Source organism: Butyricicoccus porcorum (assembly GCF_002157465.1).
Taxonomy (GTDB): domain Bacteria; phylum Bacillota; class Clostridia; order Oscillospirales; family Butyricicoccaceae; genus Butyricicoccus_A; species Butyricicoccus_A porcorum.
This window is the reverse complement of sequence record NZ_NHOC01000010.1, coordinates 132,396-145,341: the sequence shown is the minus strand read 5'-3', so window position 1 is coordinate 145,341 and position 12,946 is coordinate 132,396. Positions and strand designations below refer to the sequence as shown.

The window sequence follows — 12,946 nt, the reverse complement described above, 5'->3', positions numbered from 1 at the left end:
ACAGCGCCAGTGATCGTCCTTTTTATATGCTTGAGAGGTAACTTTGTGTTACTCAGCCGCGTCTTTGGTATGAATTTTACGCATCAGGAACAGAACAGCAATCATGAGCACCAATGTGATGGGAGTCGCAGCCAGAGCCAGAGAGTCCTCTGAATAGTAGCCCAGAATGCCCGCGATGATGTAGCCAACGAAGGAGACCGCGGCAGCCGTCATGACATACGGCAACTGGGTTGACACATGGTTGACATGATCGCAGTGCGCACCGGCTGAGGCCATGATGGTGGTGTCGGAAATCGGGGAGCAGTGGTCACCGCATACAGCGCCGGAGAGGCAGGCTGCAATGGAGATAACCAGCATCTCATAGGTGTCTCCGTTGCCAAAGACGTTGCACACAATCGGGATCAGAATTGCAAAGGTTCCCCAGCTTGTACCGGTGGAGAACGCCAGAAACAGCGCAACGACGAAGATAATTGCCGGCAGGAACATGTTCAGAGCACCGGCAGAAGCGGACACCAGGTCGTGTACATAGTACTTTGCACCCAACAGACCGGTCATGCCGGACAGCGTCCATGCCATGGTCAGAATCAGGATGGGCGCTACCATCGCTTTAAAGCCTTCGGGGATACAGCTGGTAAATTCCTGGAAGGTCATCACGCCGCGAACCATGTAGAAGCAGAATGTAATAATCAATGTGACCATGCTGCCGAGAACCAGACCCATAGAGGCATCCGCATTTGCAAATGCGTTTACAAAGCTCTCGCCCGAGAAGAATCCGCCGGTGTAGATCATGCCGACAATACAGCTGGCGATCAGGACAGCAATCGGGAAAACCAGATCGAAGACCTTGCCCTTTGGATTGGTGGGTTCCTCGTCGGCGTTGCCATAAGGCCGGGATTCTGTGGTAAAGAGGTCTCCGTTTAATGCATTTTTCTCGTGCAGGTACATCGGGCCGTAATCCAGCTTGGAAACGATGACGATTACGACCATGAGCAGAGTTGCCAGTGCATAGAAATTGTACGGAATTGTGTGCAGGAACATGGAAAAGCCGTTGATGTCGGAGCCTTCCGGTACAGAAGAGGTGACAGCGGCAGCCCAGCTGGAAACCGGCGCGATGATGCACACAGGTGCGGCCGTGGCATCAATGAGATACGCCAGCTTCGCACGGGAGACCTGATAGCGGTCAGTGACCGGGCGCATGACAGAACCAACAGTCAGGCAGTTAAAATAATCATCGACAAAGATCAGTACGCCAAGAACCATTGTGGCAAGCTGTGCGCCGACACGGGTTTTGATATGGGTGGAAGCCCATTGGCCAAAGGCCGCAGAGCCGCCTACCAGATTCATCAGCGCGACCATAATGCCCAGGATAACCAGGAACACCAGAATACCGACATTCCAACTGTCAGCCAGTTTGTAGATCATGCCGCCGTCTTCATTGAAGAGCATGGTGTTGAGCATCAGCTCCAGATTGCCGTTGGCATACAGCAGGGCACCTGCGACAATGCCGACAAACAGGGAGGAATAGACCTCCTTGGTAATCAGTGCCAGTGCAATTGCGATGATCGGCGGCAACAGCGCACCCGGCGTGGAATAGACTGCCGGAACATAGTTCTCTGGGTCGATGGTGCCGGGGGTATTGATGGTAAAGCCAATCAGCAGTGCTGCAATTCCGACGGCAACAACCAGAAACAGGATGTTTTTCTTTTTCATATGTATGACCATTCCTTTCCGCTGCGCTCCAAGGCACCAAAGGGTATGAAACGCGGTGGCTCTAACGCAGCAATGAAATAATTTGTTAGAATAGACTTGAGGGAACATGCACACTACAGAGCACGTGGAGGTGAGTAGGCTCAGCTTCTGCTGGACTGAATATGTATGTGTGCCGGACGTTCTTTCAAGCACCAATGAGTAGGGTTTTGCACCCTGTAACCTTATCTTTGGAGAGACGGACTACTTCAATCTTTCAGCGAGCGTCCAGTCCCTGCCTGTTCCCTCAATTATCATTTCGAGGGGATGTGTTATGCTCAAAATCGTTTATCCAATCTGCTGCGGGATGGATGTCCACAAATCTTTTGTAGTTGCTTGTATCGCCGCTACCAATGGCCACGGAGTGACAACCTACAAGAGCAAGCGGTTTTCCACCTTTACCGGAGATTTGCGCCGGTGCGCGGCTTGGTTGATTGAAAACAACTGCAAAGATGTGTGCATGGAATCCACCGGGAAGTATTGGATTCCCATTTACAACATTCTGGAACCCACCTGCCGCATTGTTCTCGCTCACCCCAAGTATGTGAAAGCGATACGTGGCAAGAAAACAGATAAGCGGGACGCCAAGTGGATTGCCGACATCTTTAAGCACGACCTTGTCGCCGGGAGTTTTATCCCTCCGGCGGATATTCGTCAGCTTCGGGACTTGGTTCGTTACCGCTGGAAACTCACCAACTTCACAACTGGCGAGAAAAACCGGGCGCAAAACTGCCTTACTGTCTCTAACATCAAACTGGACGATGTGTTTTCGGATGTGTTTGGCAAAGCTGCCTCCGCAATCACGACCCGGATTCTGGAAAACCCAACGGAGAAAATCACGGATGTTTCCGGTTTCCGTACCAAAGGCATGAAAGCAACCAACGAACAGGTGCTTGCCGCTGTGGACGGGGAGATGTGTGCAGAACAGGCTGAAAAGCTCCGCATCATCCGTTCCCACATGAACAGCCTTGAACTTTGTAAACTGAATCTGGAGTCCTTGATTCTGGCCACTTCTGAGAAGTATCTTTCTCAACTCAACCTTATTATCACGGCGCCGGGTATCCAATCCTTTGCCGCGATTGGCATCCTCTCTGAAATTGGAGTAGATATGTCAGTGTTCCCCACCTCGAAGCATCTTTGCTCCTGGGCAGGGCTTACGCCGCAGAATAACGAGAGCGCCGGGAAGAAGAAAACTACCAGAATCAGCCGCGCCGGTGCCTACATCAAGCCCCTGCTTGTTCAGTGCGCCCTCAATGCAATTCGCGCAAAACAATTTCCAGAAGTCCGCAACCGCTATCTCGCTCTCAAAAAACGCAGAGGCCACAAGAAAGCGATTATTGCCATTGCCAGAATGCTGCTTACTGCCATTTACAACATGCTCAAGAAAAATGAGCCGTATAATCCTGAACTCTATCGTAAGGCTAATCTGTCTCCCGCTCACCGAGAGGTTTCTGTGAAAGAAGCCGTCTTCATCCTCCAACGACAAGGTTATCTGGTGACTGCTCCACCTACCGCTTAGACATTAAGCATAATTTCGATTTTTGCCCGCTTTCAGGGGGCTTGGTTTTGTGCGCTCTTTTTCGGAATGGTACTCAAATCACAATGTTTCAACCTTCTCCTCTCTCAAAATTCAAAGCTGCCTGAAAAAGAACAAAGCATGAGCACAAAAAGCACCCATGCTTTCCAATACGATCAGGCATTGCTCCATGTATTATGGAGACAGATCGGTACACCTCTGTATCTATATACTATAGCACGGTTCGACAGGATCGGTCAAGATGAAACAAACTTTTAACAGTTGCAGTCTTTGCAGGTGTCACGCATCATTGCAACACCTGTATCGCCCGTGACAAATTCTCATCCGTTGATATTCACAACCGGATTCTGCTATGATATACTAAATGTGTATTACATTTGTGTATTCTCCCGCATGGCGGGAACAAATGCGCATCAAAAATGCCATTTGATGCGATACTATTTCTGGAAGTAAGGAAGTTTCGGTATTGAATCAAATCATTATCCGTCCCGCGACAGAGGCAGATGCCGGGGAAATGCTGGGATTGTACGCACCGTATGTCATTCATACAACGGTGACAAGTGAATACGAGCCGCCGAGTCTGGAAGAGTTTCTCGGCCGCATTCGCACGTATACAGCGAAGACGCCGTGGCTGTGCTGTGAAATGGACGGACAGATCGTCGGCTATGGCTATGCATCTCCGCACCGCAAGCGTGCTGCGTATCAGTGGTCATGCGAGACCTCGATTTATACGCGCATGGGATGCCATCGCCGCGGCATTGCGTCCGCACTGTACACTGCGCTGTTTGAAATCCTGGCATATCAGGGCTATTACAGCATCTATGTCGGTATCACCTGCCCCAACCCGCGCAGCATGGCGTTTCATATGTCAATGGGGTTTGAGCGCATGGGAGCTTATCACAACAGCATGTATAAATTCGGACAATGGCGGGACGTCATCTGGATGGGGAAATCGCTGCGGCACCATGATGGTGCACCGCAGCCCACAATCCCATATCCGGAAATTCGGGACAGCGCATTCTGCCGCGAGGTACTTGCGCATGCGGCGGAGCTGGTGCATGAACCGCGAGGGGAGCAGCCTCATGAGTGAACCGCTTTACCTCCGGCTGTATCACCAGATTCGGGACGAAATTGAGGCCGGGCGGCTCGCACCCGGGACACGGCTGCCATCTATCCGGCAGATGACGCACGATTCTGCGGTCAGCCGCACGACGGTGGAAACTGCCTATGAACACCTGTGTGCGGATGGCATTGTCAACTGCATTCCGCAGAGCGGATATTATGTCAACGATATTCCACATCGCCCGCCTGTCTGCCAGGACATTGAGCCGGAGCCGCAGCCGGAGCAGTGCCGGTATGACTTTTCTGGTCACCGCATGGACCCGGAGCTGTTTGACTTCGATATCTGGCGCAAGCTGTCGCGTTCGGTCATGATGGACAGCGACCCGTTTCTCGGCTACGGTGAAAATCAGGGAGAACGCGCGCTGCGTGAGCAGATTGCGCGGTATCTGTCCGCCGGGCGCGGTGTGTATACGACAGCGGAGCATGTCGTCATCAGCGCGGGCATCCAGAGTTTGCTCGGTATTCTGTGCGAAATGTTTGACAAGAGCTGCCAGCGCATTGCGTTTGAAGATCCCGGTTTCCGAAAAGGTTTTCGTGTGTTTGCCGACCATGGCTATGATACTGTGTTTATCCGCGGCGGCGCATCCGGCATTGACTTGGGCGAGCTGCGGCAGTCAGAGGCAAATATGCTGTATATTTCTCCATCACATTCGTTTCCTTCCGGTGCGAGTCTGACCCATCAGAAACGGGTGCAGCTGCTGCGATGGGCACAGCAGAACAGCGCCGTCATCTTCGAGGATGATTATGACGGCGAGTTGCGCTATACAGGAAAGCCGCTCGCAACGCTTTCTGCGCTGGATTCGGGCGGCAATGTTATTTATCTGGGCGCATTTTCCAAGCTGCTGCCGCCGTCCATCCGCATCAGCTATGCAGTGCTTCCGCCCCGGCTGCTGCCGCTGTACCGTGCCGTGGCTCAGCATTACAATCAGACATCGAGCACCATGGAACAGCTGACCATGGCGCGGTTTATCGAACAGGGACGGCTGGAAAAGCAGGTGCGCCGCCTGCGCCGCATTTATGCACACAAAAATGCGCGCATTGCCGAAGCCTTTGCCGAGCATTTCGGTGCGCGCGCCGCAGTGCGACCGAATGACACCGGCTTACATGTCATTGTTTCGCTGGCGGGGCATGGGAATGCGGAGGAAATGTGCGAACAGGCCAGACAGGTCGGCGTCCGCATTGTGCCGATGTCTTCGTATCAGCTCGGGCGGCAGCGCATGCATGCCGCAGTATTTTACCTGTCCAGCGCAGGTATTTCCGAGGAGGATATCGAACCGGCGATTGCGCAGCTGCGCACAGTTTGGATTTGATGGTGTTTACAGAGCGGACAGAGATTCCATACGCAGAGAGGAGCTGTTATCATGGCAGGAGAAATACATCAGAATCATCGCGCACGCATGCGCAAACGGTTTCTGGAACATGGATTGGACAATTTTGCCGATCATGAAATACTGGAGCTTCTGCTGTTCTATGCCATTCCGCGTGGGGATGTCAATCCGCTGGCACACCGTTTGATTGAGGAGTTCGGCTCACTGGCAGGCGTGCTGGAGGCGTCACCTGTCGATATTCAAAAGGTAGAGGGGGCAGGGGCGTCTGTCGCTGCACTGCTTCATCTGATGCCGCCGCTGTTCAAGCGTTATCAGATGGCCAAGCTGAAGGGCAAACAGTACAACAATACGGAAAAGCTGTCCGAGCTGCTCATGAGCTATTATGCCGACAAGCCCAGAGAAGCGGCCATTGCCGTCCTGCTCGACAACAACTGTCGCCTGATCCGCATTTGTGAAATCGGGCAGGGAAGTGCCTGCGCCGTAAAAATCAGCGATCGCGAGCTGTTAAAGGCAGTTTTGAAGTACAACGCCGCCAATGTCGTGCTTGCGCACAATCATCCCCGCGGGGAATGTCTGCCATCCCGCGCCGATATCAACGAGACCGCCCGCCTGCGGGCGCTGCTTCAGCAGGTCGAGGTTCATCTGGCCGATCATATTATCGTCACAGAAAACCACTGGATTTCTCTTTCCAGCAGCCAGGATATCATGTACTGAATCGAAAATCGAACATTTGTTCTTGCATTCGGACAGAGCCTGCATTATAATAGAGCACACAGGAGGCGCGTGTACATGCCGAAATTTGAAATTGTATCGGAATATCAGCCTGCCGGCGATCAGCCGCAGGCCATTGAAAAGCTGGCACAGGGGGTAAAACTGGGCTTTGAGGAGCAGACACTGCTCGGTGTCACCGGTTCAGGCAAGACCTTCACCATGGCCAATATCATTCAGGCAGTGCAGAAGCCAACGCTGGTGCTGGCACATAATAAAACACTGGCGGCACAGCTGTGCTCGGAGCTGCGCGAATTTTTTCCCAACAACGCGGTAGAATTCTTTGTATCCTACTATGATTACTACCAGCCGGAGGCGTATATTGCCTCGACGGATACCTATATTGAGAAGGATTCCGCCATTAACGAGGAGATCGAACGCCTGCGTCATTCTGCTACCTCATCGCTGTTTGAACGGGAAGATGTCATTATCGTCGCGTCGGTCTCGTGCATCTACTCCCTCGGCGATCCGATTGACTATAAAAATATGGTCATCTCGCTGCGCCCCGGTATGGAGATTCCGCGCGATACGCTGACCCGACGCCTGACTGAAATCCAGTATGAGCGCAATGACATCGCGTTTGAACGCAATCGGTTCCGGGTACGCGGCGATACAGTGGAAATCTGGCCGGTATATACCGATTCGTTTGCTTATCGCGTAGAGTTTTTCGGCGACGAGATCGACCGCATCAGTGAGGTCAATCCACTGACGGGCGCACGCATGCGCGATGTACAGCACGCCGCGATTTATCCGGCGTCACATTATGTCGCCTCCAAGGAGAAAATGGAGGCTGCGCTGAAGGAAATTGAGCGTGAAATGAATGAGCGCGTCAAATGGTTCGAGGACAACGGCAAGCTGGTCGAAGCACAGCGCATCAGACAGCGCACACGCTATGATATGGAAATGATGCAGGAAATCGGGTTTTGCAGCGGTATTGAGAACTATTCGCGTGTGATTTCCGGGCGCGCGCCGGGTTCAGCGCCGTTTACGCTGTTGGACTATTTCCCGAAGGATTTTTTGATGATTATCGACGAATCGCATGTCACGCTGCCGCAGGTGCGTGCGATGTACCACGGCGACTATGCCCGCAAAAAGAGCCTGATTGACAACGGATTCCGCTTGCCGTCTGCGCTGGACAACCGTCCGCTCAATTTTGAAGAATTTCAGTCGCGTATCCATCAGGTCATTTACGTCAGCGCGACACCGTCGGATTTTGAGAAGAGCCGTTCCAGCCAGATTGTCGAGCAGCTGATCCGCCCGACCGGACTGCTCGATCCGAAGATCGATGTCCGCCCGATTGAAGGACAAATTGATGATCTGATCGGGGAGATCAACACCCGCGCCGCGCAGAAGGAGCGCGTGCTGGTCACCACACTGACAAAGAAAATGGCGGAGGATTTGACCGCATATCTGGAAAATGCGGGCATTCGTGTGCGCTATCTGCACCACGATGTCAAAACCATTGAGCGCATGGAGCTGATCCGCGACCTGCGCCTGGGTCTGTTCGATGTACTGGTCGGCATTAACCTGCTGCGCGAAGGCCTTGACCTGCCAGAGGTATCGCTTGTTGCGATTTTGGATGCGGATAAAGAGGGCTTTCTGCGTTCAGAGACCTCTCTGGTGCAGACCATTGGCCGCGCGGCGCGAAACGCCAACGGCGAAGTTATTTTGTATGCAGATACCATTACGCCGTCCATGGCGAATGCCATTCGTGAGACAGAACGCCGCCGCACCATTCAGCAGCAGTTCAATCAGGAACACGGCATTGTGCCCAAGACGATTGTCAAACAGGTGCATGATGTCATTGAGATTTCCGCTCCAGCGACGGAGGTCGGCGCCGTGCTCAGCCAGAACAAGCTGAACAAGACCCAGCGGCTGCAAAAAATTGCTGTGCTGCGCAGGGAAATGAAGGAGGCCGCCAAGATGCTGGAATTTGAGCTGGCAGCTGAACTGCGCGATCAGATTCGCGCACTGGAGCAGGACTAGGGCGTATCTGAAAAGTTGAAAATACGGACTGCTTCTTTGTTAAAAACACCTGAAATCCGAAAGGGTTCCAGCGTGCTGTTGCCTTGAACCAGTCTCGCCTTTGCGAAATATTCGTCATTTTCTTGGTTTTCAGATAGCGCCTAATCGGAAAGAATTGGGAGTAGGCAAAGAAATGCAGGAATATATACATGTAAAAGGAGCCCGCGAGCACAACCTCAAAAATGTGGAGGTGTGGATTCCGCGCGATAAGCTGGTTGTTCTGACCGGACTGTCCGGCAGCGGAAAGTCCTCGCTGGCTTTTGATACCATCTATGCGGAGGGACAGCGACGTTATGTCGAATCGCTGTCATCCTATGCGCGTCAGTTTCTCGGCCAGATGGACAAGCCGGATGTGGATTTTATTGAAGGCCTGTCGCCGGCGATTTCCATCGATCAGAAGACCACGAGCCGTAATCCGCGTTCCACGGTTGGCACGGTTACAGAAATCTATGACTATTTGCGCCTGCTGTGGGCACGTGTCGGCACACCACACTGTCCGAAGTGCGGAAAGGAAATCAAGCAGCAGACCATCGACCAGATTGTTGACCAGCTTATGGCGCTCCCCGAGCGCACCAAGGTGCAGATTCTCGCGCCTGTTGTACGTCAGCGGAAAGGCGAGCATGTCAAGGTGCTTGCCGATGCCCGCAAGAGCGGTTATGTACGTGCGCATGTCGACGGCAATCTATACGATTTGTCTGAAGAGATCAAACTGGAGAAAAACAAGAAGCATAGCATTGAAATTGTGGTTGACCGCCTTGTCATCAAGCCGGAGATACGCAGCCGCATGAATGACTCAGTCGAAACGGCATCTGCGCTGGCGGGTGGGTTGGTGCTGGCGGATATCGTCGGCGGCGAAACCCTCTCATTCTCGCAGAACTATGCATGTGATGACTGCGGGATTTCCATTGAAGAGTTGACACCGCGCATGTTTTCGTTTAACAATCCGTATGGTGCCTGCCCGACCTGCACCGGTCTCGGTGTACAGCTGAAAATCGACCCTGACCGCATCATTCCGAACAAAAAGCTCTCTATTCGCAAAGGCGCGATTCAAGCGAGCGGATGGACGAATTGTGACGACGGAACGATTGCAAAGATGTATTATGATGCCCTTGGCAAGCGATACCACTTTACACTGGATACGCCGATTGAAAAGATGAGTGCAGAGGCGGTACATGCCATTTTGTACGGAACCGGCGAGGAAAAACTGCTGCTGCGCACGGCGCATTATTCCGGCAAAAAAATGGAGCAGCCATTTGAAGGTGTCATCCGCAATCTGGAGCGTCGCCACCGTGAGACCAATTCTGAATGGGCGCGCGCGGAAATTGAAGACAGCATGAGTGAGATTCCGTGCCCGGATTGTGCCGGACGCCGTCTGAAAAAGGAAATTCTTGCCGTTACGGTCGGCGGATTGAATATCATGGAATTCTGTGAAAAGTCTGTCTCGCAGGAGCTGGACTTTCTCGACCACCTGACGCTGACCGAACAGCAGATGCGCATTGCGGAACGCATTCTGAAGGAAGCGCGCGAGCGCCTCGGCTTTCTCAACAACGTCGGCCTGAATTATCTGACACTTGCGCGCGCCTCTGCCACGCTGTCCGGCGGCGAGAGCCAGCGCATCCGCCTTGCAACCCAGATCGGCTCATACCTGATGGGAGTGCTGTATATTCTCGACGAGCCGTCCATCGGCCTGCACCAGCGCGACAACGATAAACTGCTTGCCACGCTCAAACGTTTGCGCGATCTCGGCAATACGCTGATTGTCGTTGAACACGATGAAGATACCATGTATGCGGCAGATCATATCATTGACGTAGGGCCCGCAGCGGGAACCGGCGGCGGCAATATTGTCTACTCGGGTGATATTGACGGATTATTGAAATGCGAAGAATCCATAACCGGACAGTATTTGAGCGGAAAACGCAAAATTGACGTGCCAGATACGCGAAGAACAGGGAATGGAAAGTTTATCACCTTTACAGATTGCTGCGTCAACAATCTGAAAAATCAGACGTTTACGATCCCGCTCGGCGAGCTGACCTGCGTTACCGGTGTGTCGGGAAGCGGCAAATCTTCATTCGTCAACGAGATCCTGTATAAAAAGCTGGCAGCTGATCTCAATGGCGCGAAAACCCGGCCGGGCTCGTTTGGTGAAGTTATCGGCATGGAACATCTGGATAAGGTGATTGATATTGACCAGTCCCCCATTGGACGTACGCCGCGCTCCAATCCGGCCACGTATACCGGACTGTTCAATGACATCCGCGCGCTGTTTGCACAGACACAGGATGCGAAAATGCGCGGCTATGGGCCGGGACGATTTTCGTTCAACGTAAAAGGCGGACGCTGTGAGGCATGCACCGGCGACGGCCTGCTGAAAATTGAAATGCATTTCCTGCCCGATCTGTATGTTCCGTGTGAGGTGTGCAAGGGAAAACGCTATAATAAGGAGACCCTGGAGGTGCGCTACAAGGGAAAGAGCATCGCAGATGTGCTTGATATGACAGTAGACGAAGCGGTGGTTTTCTTTGAAAATGTGCCGAAGATTTACCGCCGATTGCTGACACTTCAGGACGTTGGTCTGGGATATGTCAAGCTCGGACAGTCGTCAACCACGTTATCCGGCGGTGAAAGCCAGCGTGTCAAGCTAGCGACTGAGCTTTCCAAGCGCGCCACTGGACGCACGATGTATATTCTCGATGAGCCGACGACGGGCCTGCATGTCGCGGATGTACACCGCCTGGTCGATGTGCTGCAAAAGCTGGTCGATGCAGGCAACACGGTAATTGTCATTGAACACAATCTCGATGTCATCAAGGTTGCTGACCATATCATTGATCTTGGCCCGGAGGGCGGTGATGGCGGCGGCACAATCGTCTGCACCGGTACGCCGGAAGAAATTGTGCGTTGTGAGACGTCATATACCGGACAGTATCTTGCGAAGTATTTGAAATAACGGATGTGATTACAGCGGAGCAAGCACTTGCTCCGCTCAGCCTGTCGAAGAACCTGGCTCTCGCTTAATGCGCAGCCGGGTTCTTCGACAGGCTCAGGTGCCGCATATGTGGCACCTTTTGTTATATCTGAGCGGTTATTCATCGTCTTCTGACGATTTTTTTTTATGTTTATAACTGGAGAGAGGGTTTTTACTAGCAGCGTCCTTCATGTTTGCATCGTTAATATGGGTATAAATCATCGTAGTATTGACATTTTCGTGTCCCAAAACATCCTGTAAAGTTCGGATATCTACACCGTTTTTGTACATCAGTGTTGCAGCGGTATGGCGCAGCTTATGCGCGGAGAATTTGGACGGATCAAGTCCGGCTTGTGCGATGTATTTCTTGACCAGGTGCTCCACGGTTGTCTTGCGTATCCGGTTTTTTTGTCGGCTGACAAACAGCGCACCTGCGGAATCGGAATCCTTGTTTGGCTCAACCCGGTGGGGGAGATAGGCGTTGATGGCGTCTACGCAGGCTTCGTTCAGGTACAGCATGCGTTCTTTGTTTCCCTTGCCGAGCACACGGATCTGATTTTCTTTGATATCAGACACATTCAACCCGCACAGCTCGGATACACGCAGACCGCAGTTGAGGAACAACATCAGGATACAGTAATCGCGCTCTTTATAGGGGCCATCGACCGATTCAAGCAGAGCAATGCTCTCGTCAACGGTCAGGTATTTCGGAAGGGACCGCCGCACAGACGGATACTCGAGGTTCTGAATGGGATTGTGTGACAACAAATGTGCCTTGTCGGTGAGGTATTTGAAAAAAGAACGAAGAGCAGAGACTTTGCGTGCACGGGAGGTGGACAACAGTCCGACATCGCTGTGGTCGGAATTGTTGTGTTTCAGACGATCCTGTGCAGTATACATCAGAAACGCATACGCATCTGAAAGAGTGATTGTTCGTATGAATTCAATATCAATATCTGTGATCGGAATTTCGTCGAACGGGATATCATCAGCCAGACCGCGCTGTTGCTTGATAAATCGGAAAAACATGCGCAGATCCAGATAGTACTCGTGTGCAGTCTTTTGTGATTTTCCTTTTACAGTATAAAGGTACGCCAGAAAATCATTTAAAATCTGAGGCGACTGCTTGTCAGTTTTCATAAATGTGTTCACGCTCCATTCTCTCATGACATTTTATATCATGCGATAGGGGAAAATCAAGTGTATGGATAGGGAAGTGACAGCTAACCGGTTTATCGGCATATTTCGCGGCAGAAAATGGTCTTTTTCTCACTTTGTTACACGATTGTATCGCATACTACGGTGCGTTATGCAAATCCATTTGCCAAATGCGCTGTCATGTGATAGAATTATTCTGTAAAATTGCGGGCTTTTGATTAGGGTGTATCTGACAAGTTGAAAATGTTGATTATTTCTGCAAATTCAGATAGCGCCTAAAATAATAACAGA

At 52.0% G+C, this 12,946-nt stretch carries 8 protein-coding genes; 6 read left to right on the top strand and 2 right to left on the bottom strand.

Annotation, left to right across the window (positions count from 1 at the left end; genetic code table 11):
* Window positions 1-48: 48 nt before the first annotated feature.
* Window positions 49-1,710: a Na+/H+ antiporter NhaC family protein gene (locus CBW42_RS11585; RefSeq protein ID WP_087021668.1), complete on the bottom strand. Its 1,662-nt coding sequence runs from the start codon at window positions 1,708-1,710 to the stop codon at window positions 49-51.
* Window positions 1,711-2,020: 310 nt separating this feature from the next.
* On the opposite strand from CBW42_RS11585, the gene CBW42_RS11580 reads away from it, so the two are divergent.
* From CBW42_RS11580 to uvrA, 6 genes are all read left to right on the top strand, one after another.
* A complete protein-coding gene (locus CBW42_RS11580) occupies window positions 2,021-3,265 on the top strand; it encodes an IS110 family RNA-guided transposase (RefSeq protein WP_087021665.1) in 1,245 nt (414 codons plus the stop codon).
* A gap of 484 nt (window positions 3,266-3,749) precedes the next feature.
* Complete coding sequence (locus CBW42_RS11575) at window positions 3,750-4,373, top strand: GNAT family N-acetyltransferase (protein ID WP_087021663.1); 624 nt, start codon at window positions 3,750-3,752, stop codon at window positions 4,371-4,373.
* Window positions 4,366-5,715, top strand: a complete 1,350-nt coding sequence (pdxR, locus tag CBW42_RS11570; protein ID WP_165761165.1) for a MocR-like pyridoxine biosynthesis transcription factor PdxR — start codon at window positions 4,366-4,368, stop codon at window positions 5,713-5,715. Before CBW42_RS11575 ends, pdxR begins: the two co-directional genes overlap by 8 nt.
* A gap of 51 nt (window positions 5,716-5,766) precedes the next feature.
* Window positions 5,767-6,447: a JAB domain-containing protein gene (locus CBW42_RS11565; protein ID WP_087021657.1), complete on the top strand. Its 681-nt coding sequence runs from the start codon at window positions 5,767-5,769 to the stop codon at window positions 6,445-6,447.
* Between the two features lie 75 nt (window positions 6,448-6,522).
* Window positions 6,523-8,487, top strand: a complete 1,965-nt coding sequence (gene uvrB, locus CBW42_RS11560; RefSeq protein WP_087021654.1) for an excinuclease ABC subunit UvrB — start codon at window positions 6,523-6,525, stop codon at window positions 8,485-8,487.
* Window positions 8,488-8,659: 172 nt separating this feature from the next.
* A complete protein-coding gene (uvrA, locus tag CBW42_RS11555; RefSeq protein WP_087021651.1) occupies window positions 8,660-11,479 on the top strand; it encodes an excinuclease ABC subunit UvrA in 2,820 nt (939 codons plus the stop codon).
* Between the two features lie 135 nt (window positions 11,480-11,614).
* On the opposite strand, the gene CBW42_RS11550 is transcribed toward uvrA, so the two are convergent.
* Entirely contained in the window at window positions 11,615-12,637 is a 1,023-nt protein-coding gene (locus CBW42_RS11550; protein ID WP_087021648.1) for a tyrosine recombinase XerC, read from the bottom strand.
* Window positions 12,638-12,946 lie beyond the last annotated feature (309 nt).

Excerpts from the sequence above, each read along its gene's own strand:
- CBW42_RS11585 (WP_087021668.1), bottom strand. The coding sequence starts at position 1,710 with ATGAAAAAGAAAAACATCCTGTTTCTGGTTGTTGCCGTCGGAATTGCA.
- CBW42_RS11580 (WP_087021665.1), top strand. The coding sequence starts at position 2,021 with ATGCTCAAAATCGTTTATCCAATCTGCTGCGGGATGGATGTCCACAAA.
- pdxR (WP_165761165.1), top strand. The coding sequence starts at position 4,366 with ATGAGTGAACCGCTTTACCTCCGGCTGTATCACCAGATTCGGGACGAA.
- CBW42_RS11565 (WP_087021657.1), top strand. The coding sequence starts at position 5,767 with ATGGCAGGAGAAATACATCAGAATCATCGCGCACGCATGCGCAAACGG.
- uvrB (WP_087021654.1), top strand. The coding sequence starts at position 6,523 with ATGCCGAAATTTGAAATTGTATCGGAATATCAGCCTGCCGGCGATCAG.
- uvrA (WP_087021651.1), top strand. The coding sequence starts at position 8,660 with ATGCAGGAATATATACATGTAAAAGGAGCCCGCGAGCACAACCTCAAA.
- CBW42_RS11550 (WP_087021648.1), bottom strand. The coding sequence starts at position 12,637 with ATGAAAACTGACAAGCAGTCGCCTCAGATTTTAAATGATTTTCTGGCG.